Genomic DNA, 21,035 nt, shown 5'->3' with positions numbered 1-21,035 from the left:
TTTATATATACGGGGGCATTGACAATATGCTAGGTTCTAAACTTCGTCTGCAAGCCAGACTTCCACTTGCTATACTGCTGCTCTTATTTAGCTTGCTAGGCGATTTCCTTTCCCTGCCTATGCTATATGGAATGAGGTTTCACTTCTCAACCCTGTTTTTAATCTTGGCATTTATACTTATCGGAAGCCCGGCGGCAATCATTATGGCGTTAATTACTGCCTGCAGTAATTATGTATGGCTTCAAATGTCCGTATGGGATTCCGTGATCGTCTTCGCCGAGATCTTATTTTTGGCTTTGGCTTGCAGGATCCGTAAAGGTTCTGTTTTCCTGTATGATCTGCTCTTCTGGTTCCTAACCAGTGCTATACTACTCATCTCAACACTCTATGTGGATCTGTTTCCTTCACATACACAACTGCTTCTTCTCCTTGCCAAATCAAGCGTGAATGGTTCCTCGAACGCTTTAATGGCGGAGGTGCTGACAACCTACCTTCCTTTTATACGTCGTTTGAAAATCAAGAATATGAGCAAGAAGATCCCGCTTCAGCGAATTCTCGTTCATCTTTCTATCAGCGGTCTAATAATTCCTTTTGTCTGCTTCATGATTATGACAGGAATCTCTCAGAATCACGTTATTAATCTACGTGCTCTGCAGCTGACGCAATCCGCGGCATCCAGTATTCAGGAACAGGTCAGCAGCTGGAGCGGAGGGAATTACCGTGCATTGGAGCTGCGGGATGTTATTCAGCTGGGTGAGCTGCAGAGAATTGTTAACAATGCCGCTTCGGGAGGAACTCAAATCGTCATATCTAACGCTGCGGGTGATGTATTGGCTAGCTCTCAGCATACGGATTCAACCTCTTCAGCCGGCAGTCAACCTGAGGGCAGATTATATCAATACAATTCGAACCTGTATTTAACACTACCGGAAGGCCGACATTTTACTGAGCTGTCTGTATGGAGCGGCGGGGTTTATTGGTATAGCATTTCTCTGCATGCAAGTGTAGACTACAACATCAACATAACTGTTCCCGCTTCCCACTTCCTGAATGAGGTTTATGGAGTTTATGCGATAGAATTCGGACTGGTCATAGCGTTTATTTTGCTTGTCCTTATTGTTGTATACGTGCTCAGTAAGCTAATTGTCCAAATTCTGATTAAACTCACCCAAGAAACGACAGGTCTGCCGGATAAAATAGCAGCTGCTTTCGAAATGTCCAGAACCGAGAGTCATATTGTTGAATTCGATAAGCTGAATTTAAACTTTCAGCATATGGCACTCAGACTTAAGGAAATGTTCACCGAAGCTACACGGATGAACCGGGTACTAACCGAGCAGGCGAAGCAGATCAGACAATCTGAGCAGGAATTCCAGCAGTTGGCTTTCACAGATGCTTTGACCAAAATTCCAAATCGTCTTTATTTCCATAAGCATTTGAAGCAGTTGATCGAAGAACGTTCCTCAGCGGTCACAGTTATGTTCATGGATTTGAATAAATTCAAAAACATCAATGACACTTATGGGCATGAGATAGGTGATAGACTGCTGCAGCACGTTGCCGGATTGTTGACAACAGCAGCCGGAACCGGCAATGTATGCCGTCTTGGGGGAGACGAATTTGTGGTCGTCCTTCCGACAGCTGACCGAGTTCCTGTTATACAGATAGCAGAGAAGATCCTCGAGTTGTTCCAGTTACCTCTGCACATTGAAGGTGAGGGCCTTACGCTTCAGCCACGAACGAGCATCGGTGTTGCATGCTATCCTGGGGACACGGGCAATCCGGATGAGCTGTTAAAGCTTGCGGATCAGGCTATGTACCTGGCCAAACAGTCAGACTCCCAGGTTGTCTGGTACAGCAAAGAACAAGGAGATGTTTGATGGTGATTAGATTCTGGAGAATGACCGTCTTAATGTTGTTACTGATAACGACGGCATGCAGCAGTTATGTGACAGAGATGACGCCAATCTCACCTGGTACAGAAGTGGTGGAGCAAGCTCACCCCGACACTGAAACGAAGAATGAACTGATTGTATGGACCTTCTATGATACTACAGAGTCAGATCGGCAGTTTATGATCCTTCATCCTCAAATAAAGGTAAAAACCGTTCGTCTTAAATACGAAGAAATCGCGAACGCTTTTATCAAGGCTTATGGAACTCGTGAGTCGCCAGATGTGGTCTTTCTTGACAGTTCCATGACGGGACAGCTGAATGGTCTTGATATCTTGAGTAACCTTAGGGGACAGGGGAACCAGGTCAATCAAATTGCAAAGAAGATCCCGGTTAATATGCTTCCGCAGTATTCAGACGTAAAGTTGAACAAATTGATTGCTATGCCCATAGCATTACCGACTGCCTTCACCTATTATCGTGCTGATCTACTTGAAGAGAATGGGTTCCCTGCAGATCCTGATAAACTGACCGAGTACCTGAGTACCCCGCAGAATTGGGTAGACATGGCCATAAAGCTGAAGACAAAAGGGATTTATCTATTTCAGCATTATACAGACCCTATTGATGTGGCGGCGATGTCTTCCAGCATCCTTAATCGTAAACTGGAGTTCGCTTGGGACAGTCAGGTCTTTCAGGACGCCATATATGTAGCTCGTGAGATTCGCCGAAATGGTCTTGCTCTTCGAAGCACCATATGGGATCCCTCTGGTGAACAGGCGCTGCGTGATGGACAGCTCGCGATGTTATATGGGGGTCCATGGATAACGGATTCGCTAAAAAGTTGGGCACCGGATCAGGCTGGTTCATGGCGGGTATCCCAGCTGCCGCTTCATTTATATGGCTACCGGGATGGTGCGATGATTGGGATTGCCAAAGACAGCCAGCATAAGTCGGAGGCTGGGAAATACGTACAAAATGTTGTATCGCTAACGAAATCGGTTGATGTGTCGGGACAGGATAGCTACCTGGGTGGACAAGATACTTTGAATATGGCCAGAAGTAATGCTCAGTACAATAAAGGAATATATCCAACTCCGCTGGATGCGGAGCTGAAAGCCCTATGGGACAAAAATATTCAAGGAATTATTGAATCCGACCAACCTATTGCCAATCAACTTGCACTGCTCAAGGAGCAAATGGAGCAGGTAACCAAAGAGGAAAGGGCAATCATTAAAGAAGCCATCCAATTGAAAGATTAAGTACAAACTTTTTACTAACAGCAGAGTTGAACTTACTGCAACCTTATCTGGGGAATTGCCCCGGAGTAAGGTTGTTTTTTTTATCTATAATCAGTTTAAGAAAAGTGTTTATTTCTAGTTATCGATTAGTTAATTTGTTGTTATTTTAAGTTAAAAAAGTTCAATTAATAGATAAAATCTCTCCTATACTTAATAGGTATAAACCTAAAGACCTAATAGTACGTTTTATGGAAATATATGTTGACATGAAAGCGCTATCTATTTATAGTAAATTTAAGTTTATCGATTAGTTAATTTCGGCAAGTGGGTTTGGTTTAAGATATTTTCGACGATAGTAGTTGGAAATATTTTAAATATACACTTAAGCACCTAGAATGAATGGATACCGGAGGAAGAAATCGGTGCTTATTGTTGTAAATAAACTACAAAGGAGGGAAATGAAATTAAATCATTTTGTATTTAACTGTTCTTTACAAATTCTCAACTAAACAGACTCTTAGAACGTTGTTAATTCTTAATTTCTCCAGTAGTGTTTTCACCCCATCAACTTCCTTTTTTCAATAACTCCATGAACTTTACTCGATGACCCTCTTCTTATTTATTGGTACATCAAAGCCTTTTAGAGTTGTTCATTTCTCAAATTACGGAGGTTAAATAATGAAGAGATTGTTGTCCTGCTTAGTTATACTAGGCCTATTCGTTAACTTGTTACCGCTTACAACCGTGAGCGCTGCCACAAAAGTGAATGTCGCGCTTAACAAAACTGCTACAGCAAGCTCGACAGAAGACTCATCGAAGACACCAGCGATGGCTTTTGACGGAAATCCTTCCACAAGGTGGTCATCCAGCTATTCTGATTCCCAGTGGATTAGCGTTGATCTAGGTACTGTTACAAATGTTAATGGCGTGAAGCTGAACTGGGAGACAGCTTATGCGAAATCCTACAAGATTGAGACTTCAAAGGACAATAATAATTGGACTACCGTGTATTCTACAACAACAGGTCAGGGGGGAATTAACGAGATCTCTTTTGCAGCAAGCAGTGCAAGATATGTAAGAATGTATGGGATTCAAAGAGCGACGAATTATGGGTTTTCCATTTGGGATTTCGAGGTATACGCTGCTGAGGGTAATACGACGGATCCTGGACAAACCGGAATCGTCTCTGGTGGAATTTACAAATTAACGGCGCAGCACAGCGGAAAAAACCTGGAGGTAGCCGGTGGTTCATCCGCAGATGGAGCCAATGTACAGCAGTGGACGGATAACGGTAAAACTCAGCAGCAGTGGAAAGCCATCGATGTTGGCGGTGGATATTATAAGCTGATCTCAGGGTCCAGCGGGAAAGCTTTGGATGTAGAGGGAGCATTCACCTATGATGGTGCCAATGTGCAGCAATGGACAGACAATGGCCAGGCGAATCAGAAATGGAAAATCATCGACGTTGGCGGAGGATACTATAAGCTGATTTCTGGGTCGAGCGGCAAAGCCCTGGACGTGGCTGGAGGCTCTACGGCAGATGGAGCCAATGTACAGCAATGGACCGATAACGGAAATGCACAGCAGAAGTGGAAATTTACCCAAGTCACAACACAGCAGGATACCACAGCTCCTACAGCACCAACTAACCTCGCAAGCACCTCCAAGACAGACACAACCGTAACCCTCACCTGGTCAGCATCAACAGATAATGTTGGCGTAGCCGGATATGACATCTACAGAGGGACTGCGCTCGTAGGATCAAGTACGACAACTAACTATACTGTAACAGGCTTGACAGCAGGAACAGCGTACAGCTTTACCGTAAAGGCCAAGGACGCAGCAGGGAATGTGTCTGCAGCAAGCAGTGTGCTGAATATTACTACATCAAGTTCAACACAGCAGGATACCACACCTCCTACAGCACCAACTAACCTCACGAGCACATCCAAGACAGACACAACCGTAACTCTCACCTGGACAGCATCAACAGATAATGTTGGCGTAGCCGGATATGATATCTACAGAGGGACAACACTTACGGGATCAAGTACGACAACTAACTATACTGTAACAGGCTTGACAGCAGGAACAGCGTACAGCTTTACCGTAAAGGCCAAGGACGCAGCAGGGAATGTGTCTGCAGCAAGCAGTGTGCTGAATATTACTACATCAAGTTCAACACAGCAGGATACCACACCTCCTACAGCACCAACTAACCTCACGAGCACATCCAAGACAGACACAACCGTAACTCTCACCTGGACAGCATCAACAGATAATGTTGGCGTAGCCGGATATGATATCTACAGAGGGACAACACTTACGGGATCAAGTACATCAACGAACTATACTGTAACAGGCTTGACCGCGGGAACAGCATACAGCTTAACCGTAAAGGCCAAGGACGCAGCAGGCAATGTGTCTGCAGCAAGCAGCGTGCTGAATGTTACTACAAATTCAACTACTAAAAATGCCGGATTCTACATTGACGGCACCACGCTTTATGATGCGAACGGTAATCCTTTTGTGATGAGAGGAATTAATCACGCTTACACTTGGTATAAAGGCCAAGAGGCCGTGGCCATTCCTGCAATTGCCAAAACAGGTGCAAATACAGTAAGAATCGTGCTCTCCGATGGCCAGCAGTGGACCAAGGACAGCTTGTCTACGTTACAAAGCCTGATCACCTTGTGTGAACAGAATAAACTGGTCGCTATTGTTGAGGTGCATGACGGTACGGGTTCGGATAGTGCTGCCGTACTCGATAATATTGCGAATTACTGGATAGAGATGAAGAGCGCCTTAATCGGGAAAGAGAAGACAGTGATCCTCAATATCGCAAATGAATGGTACGGTACATGGAATGGGGCAGATTGGGCTAAAGGATACACATCGGTGATTCCTAAGCTTCGGAACGCAGGCATTAAGAACACATTGATGGTTGACGGCGCAGGATGGGGACAATATCCACAGTCGATCTTTGACTATGGAACCCAGGTATTTAATTCCGATCCTCTCAAAAACACAATGTTCTCCATACACATGTATGAATATGCAGGAAAAGATGCTTCGACGGTAAAGAGCAACATTGACAATGTACTTAATAAGAATCTGGCACTCGTAATAGGTGAATTTGGCATTAAACATACCAATGGCGATGTAGATGAGGCAACAATTATGAGCTATAGCCAGCAGAAGGGAGTAGGCTATCTCGGATGGTCCTGGAAAGGAAATGGCTCAGGACTTGAATATTTGGATATGGCTAACGACTGGGCTGGAACCAGTTATACAGAGCAGGGGAACGCGATCATCAACGGTCCGAATGGGATCAAGGCAACTTCCAAGATTTGTACCGTGTTCAATTGAAGCTATTGGCAAATGAAAGCTGTGAACGAAGAAGCCCGGGATATCATCCCGGGCTTTTTGCTTTGCCGATAGACACAAGTGTACACATGAAATGGTTCTTGAGAATAGCTCATCATAAGAAAACAAATGAATTGCGGAACAAATCACAAGTTTACTAAGCAGAACACTCCATTTCTCAAAGATATCCTAAATAAATACGTATTGAATTCCATTTAGACACTAACGGATTGCTTATAAAATCAAGTTAACACCTGACCATATGGTGAAAACAAGGAGGGGTAGTCAAATGAAGAACATCTTTAAGTCTAGTGCAGTGCTTCTGTTGACAGTAACAATGATTCTTATCTCAGCTTGCGGGAACACGGATTCCGGGAACAAGGCAAGTTCCACGAATGCGACAGGGACTGAGGGTGCAACGCAGACGGATAAGAAGATCACACTCGGCTTTGCCCAAGTTGGCGCAGAAAGCGGATGGAGAACGGCTAATACGAAATCCATCCAGGATTCAGCCAAGGCTGCAGGCGTTGATCTTAAATTCTCGGACGCCCAGCAAAAACAAGAAAATCAGATCAAGGCGATCCGCAGCTTTATTGCTCAAAAGGTTGATGTTATCGCTTTCTCGCCGGTTGTAGAATCCGGTTGGGACACCGTGCTCAAAGAGGCGAAGGATGCTGGAATTCCGGTTATTCTTACAGACCGGGCGGTTGATTCCAGTGATACCTCCTTGTATAAATCATTTCTTGGCTCAGACTTTGTAGAAGAGGGCCGTCGTGCCGGTAAATGGCTACTTGATGAAATGAAAGATCATCAAGGACCAGTAAATATCGTAGAACTGCAGGGCACAACAGGTTCTGCGCCAGCTATTGACCGTAAGAAAGGCTTTGAGGAAATCATTAAGAACAATCCGAACCTGAAGATTGTAAAGTCCCAAACAGGTGACTTCACCCGCGCCAAAGGCAAGGAAGTTATGGAAGCGTTTATCAAATCCGCAAAGGCTGAGAATACCAAGATGGACGTACTCTATGCTCATAATGACGATATGGCGCTGGGGGCTATTCAAGCTTTAGAAGAGGCGGGTATCAAGCCAGGGAAAGACATTTTGATTATTTCGATGGACGGCATCAAGGATGCATTTCAGGCCATGAAGGACGGCAAGATCAACCTGATCGTAGAATGCAACCCTCTCATGGGACCGCAGTTGATGCAAATTGCACAGGACGTTGTCGCTGGTAAAGACGTGCAGAAACGCATCCTGACAAATGAAGGCGTTTTCCCTCAAGACACAGCAGAGAAAGAACTGCCGAACCGTCAGTATTAAGAAGGCAGATTCTGAAATCTAGAAATCTATTTAAACAAGAAGCCGGCTTCGGCTTCTCTTTATTCTTCAGAGATGACAGGAGGGGACAGAGGAATGGACGAGAAGAAACATCGCTTAATCATGGACCGGATAAGCAAGCATTTTCCCGGTGTGAAGGCACTAACTAACGTAAGCTTTCGTATGTTTCCAGGCGAGATTCATGTCCTGATGGGTCAGAACGGGGCTGGTAAATCTACACTTATCAAGGTGTTAACCGGAGTCTATTCGATCGATAGCGGTGAAATTCGGCTGGATGACAAGGAGATTAGAGCGCAAAGCCCGCTTGAAGCACAAGAGCTCGGGATCAGCACGGTGTATCAAGAGGTTAATCTATGTACGAACTTAACGGTTTCGGAGAATATTTTCATTGGGCGGGAGCCGATGAAGAGAGGCAGGATCGATTGGAAGGAAATGCATGCTGAGGCCAAAGTGCTCTTGAAGCGGCTGAATGTAGATATTGACCCTACCAAACAGCTGGGAGAGTATTCGGTAGCGATTCAACAAATGGTGGCGATCGCAAGAGCACTGAATATATCAGCCAAAATTCTAATTCTCGATGAACCAACCTCAAGCCTTGATTCTAACGAGGTGAACGAGCTGTTCAAAGTCATGCGCAAATTGAAATCGGAAGGTTTGGCCATTTTGTTCGTGACTCACTTCCTTGATCAGGTGTATGAGATGAGCGACCGGATTACCATTTTACGTAACGGGGAATTTGTCGGGGAATATAAGGCCGAGGAACTCTCCCGCATGGAACTGGTATCCAAAATGATCGGCAAAGAGATGGATGAGATGGAACAGGTGCAGGAGTTGGTGGAATCCCATTCAAGCATCGGTCATCAGTCCCCTTTCCTGGAGACCAAGCAGCTTGCCCGTAAGGGTTCTATTGAACGCTTTGATCTCAAGCTATATCCCGGAGAGATTCTAAGCCTTGCCGGACTGCTGGGTTCAGGCCGGACAGAAATTGCGAGGATATTGTTCGGGGCAGATCGTGCCGATCAGGGGGAGCTTAAGATCAAAGGCAGATCCGTGAACTTGAAATCACCGCGTATAGCGATAGACAACGGTATTGCATTCTGTCCAGAGAATCGGAAGAGTGAAGCTATTATTGACGACCTTACCATCCGTGAGAATATCATCTTGGCCATGCAAGCCTCGCTGGGGATATTCAAGTATTTGCCAAAGAAGAAACAAACGGAATTTGCAGACGAATATATCAAGCTGCTGAATATCAAGGCTCCAGGGCCGGAGACTCTGATCAAAAATTTGAGCGGTGGCAATCAGCAAAAGGTTATTCTAGGCAGATGGCTGCTTACCAATCCGGATCTCCTGATTCTCGATGAACCAACACGGGGGATTGATGTAGGTGCCAAGGCGGAGATCATGAAGCAGATGGGCTTATTGTGCCAGAAGGGAATGTCGATTCTGTTTATTTCTTCTGAGCTTGAAGAGGTTGTACGAACCAGCCACAGAATCGCCATTCTGCGTGACCGCCATAAAATTGCTGAGATTGATAATCACAATGTCAGTCAACAGGATATCATGAAGGCTATTGCAGGAGGGGTCCCAAATGAAAAATAAGCTGTTCTGGCCGCTAGTTACCCTGGCCGTCTTGCTCTTGGCCAATTTGATTCATAACCATGACTTCTTCTCCATCACTATTCAGGATGGTCACTTGTTTGGCAGCTTGATCGATATTCTGAACCGTGCAGCACCTCTTGTGCTGATCTCGATTGGAATGACTTTTGTCATCGCTACAAAAGGGATTGATCTATCCGTAGGTTCGGTAGTCTCGATAACCGGGGCAATGGCTTGCTTGATCATAAGCAAGGGAGACGGATCGAGCATGAGTGTCTTGTTCACTGCTCTGGGTATCTCACTTCTGCTAGCTCTTGCTGCGGGTGCCTGGAACGGACTGCTTGTCAGTCTACTAGGTATACAGCCAATTGTAGCAACCTTAATTCTGATGGTAGCAGGGCGCGGAGTAGCACAATTAATTACAGACGGCCAAATTCTGACGATTTCCTCGAAGCCTTATTCCTTCATTGGAGCTGGCTATTTGTTCGGATTGCCGTTCTCCATCTATATTATTGCATTCTTTTTCATTATTGCGTCCGTATTGACACGCAAGACGGCTGTGGGTCTGTTTATTGAATCGGTTGGAACGAATCCAACGGCAAGCCGCCTCGCCGGGATCCGCTCCGGACTAATCATCTTCATCGTGTATGTGCTGTGTTCTTTTTTGAGCGGGATTTCGGGCTTTATATTAAGCTCCAACGTATCCAGTGCAGACGGCAACAATGCTGGATTGTGGTATGAGCTTGACGCCATACTGGCTGTTGTCATTGGTGGGAATTCCTTGAATGGCGGCCGTTTTTATCTGTCGGGCACCATTGTAGGCGCTCTGATTATTCAGACATTGACCACTTCGATATATTCGATGGGCGTTCCCCCAGAAGTGACACTGGTTGTGAAATCCGTCGTTGTGTTAGTCGTCTGCTTAATCCAATCGGAAGCCTTCGGAAGTGTATTCGCCGCAAGGCGCAGGAAGAGAGATAAAGCTGCCAAACAGGGGGTATCGGCATGAATGTATTCAAACTGGATCGACGTTACTTTCCAATCTTGGTTACCGTTGCGTTATTCATAGTTATGTTTGCGGCGGGTTCGATTGAATATAATGGTTTTTTCTCGCTTCAGGTATTTCTGAATCTATTAATTGATAATGCCTTTCTGCTAATCACGGCAGTAGGCATGACCTTCGTCATTATAACGGGTGGTATTGATTTATCCGTCGGCTCCATGATCGCATTTACTACGATGCTGTCGGCAACGCTTGTCCAGAACCATCATTGGTCACCTTGGGTGGTTATTCCGTTCGTTTTGCTTGTCGGCAGCTTTTTCGGCTGGTCTATGGGCTGCTTGATTCAGTATTTCAAGCTTCAGCCGTTTATAGTTACGCTTGCCGGCATGTTCCTGGCCAGAGGTCTTTGTTATCTCATCAGCATCGAAAGCATAACTATTGACAACGAATGGTATAAAACCGTGTCACAGACCAAGGTCTACCTATTCGGCAAAAATTATATCTCCATTAGCGTTATTATTGCGCTGGTCGTAGTCGCAGCAGCTATTTATATCGCGCATTTCACCAAGTTCGGCCGCAATGTATATGCACTCGGCGGCAGCGAACAATCGTCTTTGCTGATGGGTCTTCCGGTCGCTAGGACCAAAGTGCTTGTCTACACGCTCAGCGGCTTTTGCTCTTCGCTTGCTGGAGTTGTCTTTACCTTCTATATGCTGTCCGGGTACGGGCTTCATGCAGTCGGGATGGAGCTGGATACAATCGCAGCGGTTGTGATCGGGGGTACTCTACTGACCGGCGGGACCGGATATGTAGTCGGTACGATCTTTGGTGTCCTGATTCAGGGCATTATCCAAACTTTGATTATGTTCCAGGGTACACTTAGCTCCTGGTGGACCAAGATTGCGATTGGGATGCTGTTGTTCCTGTTCATTCTGCTTCAGAAAGTGTTTATCTCACGTAAGAAAAAGAGTGGAGCAGCCGCATAATCGTACGAGCCGCATAATGAATAGTTAAGGAGGCATGGCTGGATGCGCAATACTACTGAAATCGGTTGGGAAATCTCCAAAACCGCTAACAAATTCAAATCTTCTTGTGTGCTGAAGTTTGGGAAAATCATCATCGATGCCAAAAGTATTCTGGGTGTTTTCGTCACATTAACCGAGCACCATAACTACGAGCTTTATGTTATGGGTCCCGATGAAGACGAAGCAAAGAGGGCATTGTCTGATTTGTTTGTCCGTTATGACCTGTCTTATATAATTAAATAACTCATTTTGAATGACAGAGGATTTTATAACTCATAAGAGAGATAAAATCTTCTTGCCGTACTTATGAAAGCGCTTTATAATCGAAATGGAATAATTCTAATTTTTTGTAAATATTTACGAATGGATTAGCTGTATCTGTATTAATCCCTGTCGTGAACTCCAGCAGAAGTGAGGCTCTCACCGGTATGAAACTGTATAGTTGGATTACTTCTAGTCTGCGCGCGAAGATGTTAACGATGTTCGTCCTGCTGACGGCATTTCCGTTGATTCTCGTTGGAATGATTACCTATCGTATGTCTTACGAGACCGTGTCGAAACATAGTGTTGCAACCATACAGTTAACCGCAGAGCACTTAAAGAATGATATTGACTCCTTATTCTCGGACAATCGCAAGTTTCTCGATATTAGCAAGAACCCGAATGTCTTAAGATTTCTTCTCATACAGAATGAGACGTATCAGGAAGCAAAGGATATTCTCAACACCTTTAGTCTATACCGCGACACTTACAGGTTATCTGACCGGATCAGCAATATGATGCTGTTTAATCTATATGGCAAGGGAATCAGTGAGAGAAAAGGCATCTTTGAGCTCGATCAGGATCTTTCGAAGTATCCGGTATTTGTCAATCTTATGAAACATCCGGATAAGGTCATGATTATTCCCCCGCTCTCTTCGCAAAGACCGGATTATTTCGATCACTCCAGTGATGAGGGTCAATTTGCCGTCTCTATTGTATCAACCGTCAAACAAGAGATTACCGATGAAGTGATTGGATATATGGTCATCACGCTCGATGCTTCGGTGATCTCCAATTTCTGCAATAACATGCATATTGGCGAGAACGGATTTTTTTATGTGGCGAATGAGAAGGGTCAGCCCATTATAATACCAGATCGATCTGAAAGATTTACAAGCTTTGATGATACGGAATTCAAGCTTCTGAAGGGGAACACGGGCAACTTCACTCGTTCTGTGAATGGTGTGGATCATTTCGTTGTATATACCTCTTCCGAACAGACTGGCTGGAAGATTATTGGGGAAGTGCCGCTGAAAGAGGTACTTAAGGATGCCGATCGTATTGAAAGGTTAATTGGGGTCATTGTTATATTCACTATTATTTTTACGATAACCTTGTACTTCTTCATATCATCCAAACTGATACATCCGATCCGGTTTCTTAAGAAAAAGATGCGTCAGGCTGCTTCAGGTTTTCTTGATGCCAAGGTACACCAGATGGGGAGAGATGAAATCGCTGATCTGGGCCTAAGCTTCAATACGATGCTGGATAAAATCAAAATCTTGATCGAGACAAGTATAAAAGAACAGGAGATGATCAAAATCGCCGAGCTCCGCACGCTGCAGGCACAGATTAATCCGCATTTTTTATATAACACACTCGATTCAATCATTTGGTTGGCTGAGAACAGAAAGAGTGAAGAAGTGATCGAAATTGTACACGCACTGACGACCTTTTTCCGGATCAGCCTTAGTCGAGGACGTGACTTGATTACAATCAAGGATGAAATCGAACATATTGGTAACTACTTAATTATTCAAAAAATGCGTTACCGGGATATTCTTGATTATGAGATCCAGATTGAAGAAGATATTCTGAAATGTCAGATCCTGAAGATGACACTGCAACCTCTGGTAGAGAATGCTCTGTATCACGGGATTAAGAACAAAAGAGGCAAAGGCATGATTAGGATAAGCGGTTCTTTCCTATCCAATGAGACCATCCAGATTATCATTCATGATAATGGAGCAGGGATGACGCCCGAGCGCTTACAGCAGCTGCAGGCTAGCCTGGATCAGGAAGTGAAGGATGAGCTCAAGCAAGACGGAGGATTTGGTTTTGGCAATGTGCACCAAAGGCTGCGTCTTTATCACGGAGATCTCTATGGACTTGAGCTGGAAAGCGAGTTGGGCGTGGGGACAACGGTCACTGTGAATATACCGGTAAGGAGGGAATTTGATGAAAAAAGTTTTCCTGGTGGACGATGAAATCCTTGTCAGAGAAGGAATAAGAGACCGTATTGACTGGGAAAGCGAAGGATTTATTTTTAGCGGGGATGCTCCTGACGGAGAATTAGCCTTACCCCTGATCGAACGAATGGCTCCGGATATTGTGCTAACAGACATCAAAATGCCTTTCATGGATGGCATACAATTAAGCAAGATTGTGAAAGAACGGATGCCTTCCGTTAAAATTATTATTCTTAGCGGCCATGATGAATTCGCTTATGCCCGGGAAGCATTAAGAATCGGAGTGGAGGAATATTGTCTGAAGCCGTTAAGCTCAGCAGAACTGCTAAGTACCCTGCATAAGGTATCGGCCAAGATCGATAGCGAGCGAAGAGACAAGCGAGAGCTGGAGGAGCTGCAGGAGAGAGCAAGCGCCAATATGGATTTCATGCGGGAGCAAATGCTCATCGATCTGTGCACCGGTTCGATCCCGACAGCAGAGGCGATACAGATGTCAGAGGAATTTGGGATTCTCTTGATTTCTGATTATTATCTGGTGACCCTTATTGAGTTTGAAGTCAAGAATGGGGAAGACAGCACCATATTTAATATAGAACACGATCCCCTGTTCCAGAGCATCAGCAATGAATATTCGGTTCATCTTCATGTGAAGCGGAATAAGAAACAGCACGCATGGATTCTTAAGGGCGAGGACCCGAAACACCTTGAAGGGTTGGCAGAAAAGCTGGTCAGGGACATGAAGCAGATGGAGGAGAAGCTGATCTGCACTATTTATACCGGAATCGGCTCAGTGAAGAGCCGTGTACAGGAGATCTCCATTTCGTTCTCGGAAGCCGATCAGAAGAAAAGCTATCAGTATTTTTTGCGGAAAAGGCCAATTAACGGGAAAGAATTGCAGGGGATTTTCGCCTTTAAGCGCAGCAAGCTGAATGACTTTCTTGAACAGGGTGACAATTCCAGGATAGAAGGGTTTGTATTTAGCTATATACAGGATGAGGGAAAGGATCACAATACTCTATACTCTCATTATTTGATCATGGATTTGATCATATCTGCTACACAATTCATTCATGAGTCACGCGGGGATGTAGGTGCATTTATATTGGAACTGGAGTCAGTTGAGGAGCGTCTGCAGGCAATCTTCAGTCTTGAAGAACTTCGAGATACGGCTTCTGTTATTCTTAGGCTTGTGTTTCAATATCGAGACCAGATCAAGAATAAATACAGCGATATCATAAGCAAAGCGAAGGAATATATTGACCATCACTTTGATAATCCGGAGATCTCTCTACAAACCGTTGCCGCTTATGTCAATGTCAGTCCGAATCACTTCAGCAGTGTTTTCTCGAATGCGATCGGGCAGACTTTCATCGATTACTTAATCAGAACGAGAATTAAGAGAGCAATGAAGCTGCTTAAGACTACAAATGCCAAATCCTACGAAATTGCATCTATGGTGGGATATAACGATCCACATTATTTTAACTCCGTATTTAAAAAAATCACTGGAGTGACTACCAAGGTGTACAGGAATCAAGAGAATCGAATCTGCCTTTAGGAAGGAAGTTAGATGGAATGCGCCCAGCCGATAGCCGAGTATATTACTTAATTGTAATTATCGTTCTTTGTTGTCTGGGTTTAACCTCCTGCAGCGACGCGGATGTCCCTAGCTCACAGCCTATTAAGATGGCCGCCAATATACAGACTGATACTAACAGTTCTACCGCAAGAACGCTGACTATGGCTATTATTTTTGCAACCGCAGATCCCGTATATAAGCAGGTGACTAAAAGTGCTAAAGCCGCAGCTAGCAAGGCAGGCATTCAGCTCATAGTGAAGGCGCCAAATGAAGCGAATCTGGAACAGCAGATCCGAATCATGGAGAATTTGATTAAACAAAAGGTAGACGGGATTGCGATCAGTCCGGTGGACTCCGAAGCGATGACGCCTTATATTGACAAAGCGGTAGAAGCGGGGATTAAGGTCCTCTGCTTCGATAATGATGCGCCGCATAGTAAGCGGCTCACCTATATCGGGATTGATAACTATGAAGCCGGAAGACGGATTGCGGAGTACGTCGATAACCTGCTTGGTGGCCAAGGTATGGTCATTGCAGAAACCGGAATGATCGGTTTCCATAACATTCGGCAGCGGGTTGCCGGATTTAAAGATTTTTTAGCCACTTCATCCGGGGTTCAATTGCTTGAACTGCGCACAGACGGGGACCATGCTGACAAGTCTACTGCCGATATAGAAGAAATGATTGAAGCGCATCCTCATTTTGATGCGTTTGTGGGTTTCGATTCCCAGGCGAGCTCCTCAGCCATTCTGGTATGGAAGGCCAAGGGACTACGTCAATTCGCCGTCACATTCAATAATACGCCTTCTATACTAAGCAGCATCCGTAATGATCAAATCACCGCCACGATTGACCAATCGGAGGATAGTTGGGGTCATATTATTCTTCAGCAGTTGACCGCGGCATGTTCTGGGCAGGCACTTCCGGTTAACAACCGATTAAATGTAAAGATACTGAACAGAGACAATTGGAATACTGCGGGAGGTAAATGAAGGGGAGGTGAGTAGAGATGATGAGGCGGATCAGCGTGCTGTTTATCATCTTGATGTTCATTAGCGGCTGCCGCTCGGAACAGGATGCCGAAGTAGCGACACAAGAGGCGACTGTTCTGCCCGCACTTAATGAGCAGGAGACCATCGACCTTCCACCGGATACAGGGCGTCCGCTAGTGATCGGCTTCTCTCAGGTGGGATCGGAGAGCGCATGGCGTGCAGCCAATACGAAGTCGATTAAGGAAGCGGCCAAGCAGGCGAATGTAGAATTGTTATTTGAAGATGCCCAGCAGAAGCAGGAGAATCAGATCAGGGCAATTCGTTCTTTTATCTCACGTAAAGTGGACGTGATCGGCTTCTCCCCCGTTGTAGAGAGCGGCTGGGGTGAAGTTCTTAAGGAAGCGAAGGACGCCGGTATACCTGTCATCATCACGGACCGATCCGTAGAGGTTGCGGATTCCTCGCTCTATATCACTCTTATTGGCTCTAACTTCAAGGAGGAAGGCCGTAAAGCAGGCAAATACGTACTCGATAAGATGCGATTGGTTCGCGGCCCGATTCACATTGCTGAAATCCAAGGAACGCTTAATTCGGCACCTGCCATTGATCGGAAGAAAGGCTTTGAAGAGGTGATACGTGGAAATCATGCTATGAACATTGTCGCCTCAGATACCGGGGATTTCACGCGTGAATCCGGCAAGGCCATTATGACCAGGTATTTGCAGAAATATGGCAGAGACATCCAAGTGCTGTATTCTCACAATGATGATATGGCATTTGGAGCTATTGAGGCTATTGAGGAAGCCGGCCTCAGACCAGGTAAGGATATCGTGATTGTATCCGTTGATGGAGGAAGGGAAGCTTTTCAGGCTATGCTTTTAGGGAAATTAAACTGTACCGTGGAATGCAATCCGCTGCTAGGGCCTCAATTGATTCAAGCGGCGAAGGAGGTTGTGGCTGGCCATACGCTGCCCAAACGAATTGTAACCCGTGAGGGTGTATTTACGAAGGGAACGGCTGCCCGGGAAATCGAAAACCGCAAATATTAGAGCCTTAAAGGCCTTGATCCTGAACACAGGATTAAGGCCTTTTAATTATGTCAGCAGCTTCTGGTGACGGAGATAACATCGTAAAAAAACGTAATTTTTCAGAGAAGATATTACATCGTTACTTTATTGGCTGAATGATAAAATGTCCATTAAGAAAGGGCTTTTTCAGGTTAAGGGGTGGTGGCGAGCACATTTTAAGATAGTTTTCTAAGCTTTCAGGCCAAGGTTATTCCCCGGATTAATTCACTTCAGCTATAGACTGCATTCTGATTCTAAATTCCGCTCTTCTCGTAGTATCTCCAAAATTACAACTGAATTTCATAATGTATCTGGGAGGGGTTAAGATCCATGCACAAAAAGCTATGTTCAATTGCTTTAGTGTTTACTTTATTAATTAGTATCCTGCCGATCTCATCTACGTATGCTGACGACAGCACGGCCAAGAACCCAATTATATGGGCAGATGTACCCGATGTTGATGTGATCAGGGTGAATGATACCTATTACATGACCAGTACAACCATGCATATGAACCCTGGTGTTCCTATTATGAAATCCAAGGATCTCGTGAATTGGGAAATCGTCAACTATGTATATGACAGACTCGCGGAGACCGACAAACAAACCCTTTCAAATGGGCAAAACATATATGGGCAAGGCTCCTGGGCAAGCAGTATTAGATTCCATAACGGCAAGTATTATGTGGTGTTTGCCTCCAATGATATTGGCAAAACGTATATCTTTCAAACCACCGACATAGAAAAGGGCCCATGGGAAAAGTATGAGCTTGCGGGCGGCGTTTATCATGATATGTCACTGCTGTTTGATGATGACGGACGTGTATATCTGGTTTACGGCGGCGGAGCCATCAAGGTTATTGAACTAACTTCAGATGCCACAGCCATCAAAGCAGGCGGAATGAACAAAACGATCATTCAAAATGCAAGCGCTCCCGGCGGCTCCGGCGGTCTCGGAGCTGAGGGCTCACACATCCATAAAATAAATGGCAAGTATTATATCTTCAATATCTCGTGGCCAGCGGGAAGCATTCGTACGGAATTAGTACACAGGGCTGATGCGATTGACGGCCCTTATGAAGGAAAGGTTGCTCTAAGATCGGGAAGCAATTCAAATAGTGCCGGTGTAGCTCAAGGGGGAATCGTTCAGGCCTCTGATGGACAATGGTATGGAATGTTGTTCCAAGATTATGGGTCCGTGGGACGCATTCCCTTCATTATACCGGTGACCTGGAGTCAGGATGGATGGCCTGTATTCGGGGACGTCAATGATACAGGGATCGCCGCCGAGCTTTCCAGATCGTGGGTCTCATCGGATAATTTCGACCAGCGGGCTGAGAAATCGGGGGCGTATCATGGTGAGACTGCCAGCGGGGAAGCGGTCTACAACGGTTCCAATCTCGGATTGGTATGGCAGTGGAACCATAATCCAGACAATAGATTCTGGTCCCTTACCGACCGGCCAGGGTATTTAAGACTCACTACCGGAAGAACGAGCACCAGCATTCTTGATGCGAGAAATACGCTGACACAGCGGACCTTCGGACCGGAAAGCTCGGGAATAACTGCAATAGATACCAGCCATATGAAGGACGGGGATTATGCCGGAATTGCCGCATTCCAGAAAAACTATGGATTTGTCGGGGTTAAGATGTCAGGCACAACGAAATCTGTTGTTATGGTGAATGGAAGCTCAGGCTCGGCAGTGGAAGCGGCAAGTATCCCTGTTAATCAGAACATCATCTATCTAAAGACTGAGCTCGACTTCAAGAATAGGACAGATAAAGCTTACTTCTACTACAGTCTTGACGGTGAACATTGGGCAGCTATAGGAAATACCCTTCAAATGTCCTACACATTGCCACATTTCATGGGGTATCGGTTTGCCTTATTTAATTTTGCGACAAAGACAACTGGAGGTTATGTTGACTTCGATTACTTCAAGCTGGATGACAAGTTGACTGGATCTAATTTTGACACCAATTTGAAGAGCCTTCAGGTCAACGGTAAACCCGTTAACGGGTTTAGTCCCAATACGTATACCTATACCCTGGATGTTCCTGCCGGATCGGCTCCACCGCAAGTTACAGCGGTTCCCAATGATCCTGGCGCAAGTGTGTCTATAACACAAGCCACGTCAGTGCCGGGTAAAGCCACAGTAACTGTAAGCAGAGACGGTTTACAAACGGCTGTATATACGATTAATTTAGTTACCTCTACCACAGTGGCCATTGAGGCAGAGACCGCGGCAGAGAATTCAAGTAATGCCTACGTACGTGGAACCGCGAACGGACATGTATGGTCGCTGGTTGACGGCGAGACTACGAAAGCCATGCAGTTCCTGCCGGACGACGGCACTGCCGTTACACCAAACACGGATGCGGCCAGCCTTGCCACCGGCTCCAGTCTGAATTACAAAATCAACGTTAAGACTCCAGGAGCATATTACGTTTGGATTCTCGCCAAGAGCCATAGCTTCCAAACGGACTCCGTCCATGCGGGCTTAGATAATCAGTATCAATTCACATCCAACGGAATTGAGGGAGTCAGCGGCGGCAATTTCCGGTGGGTCAACCTCAGCAACGGCGGTCCGGCCGTGCCTGGGGGCGCGCCGCTCAACATGACGGCGGGCGAGCATGAACTGAATTTCTGGGGAAGAGAATCGGGACTTATCATAGACCGAATCTATCTAACCACCAGCGGCTCAACGGCGGATCCAGTCTGGCCATCCGCTGAACCTGAGCCTAAAGGACCCGCAGCAGTACTCTCTGCTGATAGCAATGTGAAGCCTGGAAGCAGCTTCACAGTGAATGTCAGCTTGAACAACCTGGAACAGAGTGTGTATGCGCAGGACGTGACTTTGTCTTATGATGCGAACGTTTTTGACTACGTAAGCGCGGCAGGCACGGACAGCAAGATCCAGATCGTAAAGGAGGACAAAGAAGCGGCCGGGAAAGTGAGGCTGTTCACCGCGAACATAGGAGGGGTATCGGGAGCCAGCACGCCGGTATTGAAGTTGACCTTCAAGGTCAAGGCGGGTGTAAGGAATACGACCGGAACGATTGCAGTCACCGGGGCGAAGCTGGGTGTCGCTCCTGAGGGAACCGTCATTCAGGCGGCGGTTGACAGCAAGAGCATATCGGTAGGCGATCAGGAGCAGCCGGTTGTAGACAAGACAGCGCTGACAGCGGCGATTACGCATGCACAGAGCCTGTATGATGCTGCTGTCGTGGGCACACTACCAGGTCAATATCCGCAGCAAGCTAAGGATGCCTTGGGTGCTGCCATAAGTGCAGCCAAAGCCGTCCAAGGTAAAGGTAGCGCGACGCAGTCCGAGGTGGACAGTGCCACAGCAGCCCTGGGCAGTGCGACAGATACCTTCAAGGCAGCGGTGATTAAGGAAGTGTCTGCAGATCTGAATAAGGATGGAAGCATCAATGTTGGCGATCTTGCGATTGTAGCTTACCACTATGGCAAGGATTCCACCGGTACAGACTGGGCAGCCGTGAAAATCGCGGATATGAACAGCGACAACAAGATTGATATTACGGATCTTGCGTACATTGCCTCCAAGATACTTGAATAAGCGAGCTGTCTGTTCGTTGTGAATATGCGTGCTGCTTGAATTGAGTGACTAGCTGAATTCTAGCAAGCCCTATCCCAACCAGGGTATAGGGCTTACTAGAATAATCTGGGCTTATA

The 21,035-nt window shown here is 45.8% G+C and carries 13 protein-coding genes; all 13 read left to right on the top strand.

What is annotated here, in order from left to right; genetic code table 11:
* Nucleotides 1–26: 26 nt before the first annotated feature.
* The 13 genes from EJP77_RS06025 (at nucleotide 27) to EJP77_RS05965 (ending at nucleotide 20,919) form a co-directional block, all read left to right on the top strand.
* Nucleotides 27–1,880, top strand: a complete 1,854-nt coding sequence (locus tag EJP77_RS06025; protein ID WP_127198214.1) for a GGDEF domain-containing protein — start codon at nucleotides 27–29, stop codon at nucleotides 1,878–1,880.
* Entirely contained in the window at nucleotides 1,880–3,154 is a 1,275-nt protein-coding gene (locus tag EJP77_RS06020) for an ABC transporter substrate-binding protein (protein ID WP_127198213.1), read from the top strand. The genes EJP77_RS06025 and EJP77_RS06020 overlap by 1 nt, the downstream gene beginning before the upstream one ends.
* Nucleotides 3,155–3,811: 657 nt before the next feature.
* On the top strand, nucleotides 3,812–6,502 hold the full coding sequence (locus tag EJP77_RS20855; protein WP_127198212.1) for a cellulase family glycosylhydrolase: 2,691 nt from the start codon (nucleotides 3,812–3,814) through the stop codon (nucleotides 6,500–6,502).
* A gap of 286 nt (nucleotides 6,503–6,788) precedes the next feature.
* Nucleotides 6,789–7,820, top strand: coding sequence for an ABC transporter substrate-binding protein (locus EJP77_RS06010; RefSeq protein ID WP_127198211.1), 1,032 nt, complete (start codon nucleotides 6,789–6,791; stop codon nucleotides 7,818–7,820).
* A gap of 93 nt (nucleotides 7,821–7,913) precedes the next feature.
* A complete protein-coding gene (locus tag EJP77_RS06005) occupies nucleotides 7,914–9,440 on the top strand; it encodes a sugar ABC transporter ATP-binding protein (protein WP_127198210.1) in 1,527 nt (508 codons plus the stop codon).
* Nucleotides 9,430–10,446, top strand: coding sequence for an ABC transporter permease (locus tag EJP77_RS06000; protein ID WP_127198209.1), 1,017 nt, complete (start codon nucleotides 9,430–9,432; stop codon nucleotides 10,444–10,446). Before EJP77_RS06005 ends, EJP77_RS06000 begins: the two co-directional genes overlap by 11 nt.
* Nucleotides 10,443–11,426, top strand: a complete 984-nt coding sequence (gene yjfF / locus EJP77_RS05995) for a galactofuranose ABC transporter, permease protein YjfF (RefSeq protein WP_127198208.1) — start codon at nucleotides 10,443–10,445, stop codon at nucleotides 11,424–11,426. Before EJP77_RS06000 ends, yjfF begins: the two co-directional genes overlap by 4 nt.
* A 42-nt stretch (nucleotides 11,427–11,468) precedes the next feature.
* Nucleotides 11,469–11,708 (top strand): HPr family phosphocarrier protein, encoded by a 240-nt coding sequence (locus EJP77_RS05990; RefSeq protein ID WP_127198207.1) that lies wholly within the window; start codon nucleotides 11,469–11,471, stop codon nucleotides 11,706–11,708.
* A gap of 185 nt (nucleotides 11,709–11,893) precedes the next feature.
* Nucleotides 11,894–13,714, top strand: a complete 1,821-nt coding sequence (locus EJP77_RS05985) for a sensor histidine kinase (protein WP_127198206.1) — start codon at nucleotides 11,894–11,896, stop codon at nucleotides 13,712–13,714.
* Nucleotides 13,686–15,254, top strand: a complete 1,569-nt coding sequence (locus EJP77_RS05980) for a response regulator (RefSeq protein ID WP_127198205.1) — start codon at nucleotides 13,686–13,688, stop codon at nucleotides 15,252–15,254. Before EJP77_RS05985 ends, EJP77_RS05980 begins: the two co-directional genes overlap by 29 nt.
* Before the next feature lie 17 nt (nucleotides 15,255–15,271).
* Entirely contained in the window at nucleotides 15,272–16,267 is a 996-nt protein-coding gene (locus EJP77_RS05975) for a sugar ABC transporter substrate-binding protein (RefSeq protein ID WP_127198204.1), read from the top strand.
* Nucleotides 16,268–16,284: 17 nt separating this feature from the next.
* Nucleotides 16,285–17,316, top strand: coding sequence for an ABC transporter substrate-binding protein (locus tag EJP77_RS05970; RefSeq protein WP_221885999.1), 1,032 nt, complete (start codon nucleotides 16,285–16,287; stop codon nucleotides 17,314–17,316).
* A gap of 348 nt (nucleotides 17,317–17,664) precedes the next feature.
* Entirely contained in the window at nucleotides 17,665–20,919 is a 3,255-nt protein-coding gene (locus tag EJP77_RS05965; protein WP_127198203.1) for a family 43 glycosylhydrolase, read from the top strand.
* Nucleotides 20,920–21,035 lie beyond the last annotated feature (116 nt).

Origin of the sequence: Paenibacillus zeisoli, from assembly GCF_003994465.1 — a bacterium.
GTDB classification, from domain to species: domain Bacteria; phylum Bacillota; class Bacilli; order Paenibacillales; family Paenibacillaceae; genus Fontibacillus; species Fontibacillus zeisoli.
The sequence above is the reverse complement of the archived record's forward strand: the minus strand, read 5'-3'. Positions and strand labels throughout refer to the sequence as shown.

What these genes read in the sequence shown, in the direction of transcription:
- EJP77_RS06025 (WP_127198214.1), top strand. Translation starts at nt 27, where the DNA reads ATGCTAGGTTCTAAACTTCGTCTGCAAGCCAGACTTCCACTTGCTATA.
- EJP77_RS06020 (WP_127198213.1), top strand. Translation starts at nt 1,880, where the DNA reads ATGGTGATTAGATTCTGGAGAATGACCGTCTTAATGTTGTTACTGATA.
- EJP77_RS20855 (WP_127198212.1), top strand. Translation starts at nt 3,812, where the DNA reads ATGAAGAGATTGTTGTCCTGCTTAGTTATACTAGGCCTATTCGTTAAC.
- EJP77_RS06010 (WP_127198211.1), top strand. Translation starts at nt 6,789, where the DNA reads ATGAAGAACATCTTTAAGTCTAGTGCAGTGCTTCTGTTGACAGTAACA.
- EJP77_RS06005 (WP_127198210.1), top strand. Translation starts at nt 7,914, where the DNA reads ATGGACGAGAAGAAACATCGCTTAATCATGGACCGGATAAGCAAGCAT.
- EJP77_RS06000 (WP_127198209.1), top strand. Translation starts at nt 9,430, where the DNA reads ATGAAAAATAAGCTGTTCTGGCCGCTAGTTACCCTGGCCGTCTTGCTC.
- yjfF (WP_127198208.1), top strand. Translation starts at nt 10,443, where the DNA reads ATGAATGTATTCAAACTGGATCGACGTTACTTTCCAATCTTGGTTACC.
- EJP77_RS05990 (WP_127198207.1), top strand. Translation starts at nt 11,469, where the DNA reads ATGCGCAATACTACTGAAATCGGTTGGGAAATCTCCAAAACCGCTAAC.
- EJP77_RS05985 (WP_127198206.1), top strand. Translation starts at nt 11,894, where the DNA reads ATGAAACTGTATAGTTGGATTACTTCTAGTCTGCGCGCGAAGATGTTA.
- EJP77_RS05980 (WP_127198205.1), top strand. Translation starts at nt 13,686, where the DNA reads ATGAAAAAAGTTTTCCTGGTGGACGATGAAATCCTTGTCAGAGAAGGA.
- EJP77_RS05975 (WP_127198204.1), top strand. Translation starts at nt 15,272, where the DNA reads ATGCGCCCAGCCGATAGCCGAGTATATTACTTAATTGTAATTATCGTT.
- EJP77_RS05970 (WP_221885999.1), top strand. Translation starts at nt 16,285, where the DNA reads ATGATGAGGCGGATCAGCGTGCTGTTTATCATCTTGATGTTCATTAGC.
- EJP77_RS05965 (WP_127198203.1), top strand. Translation starts at nt 17,665, where the DNA reads ATGCACAAAAAGCTATGTTCAATTGCTTTAGTGTTTACTTTATTAATT.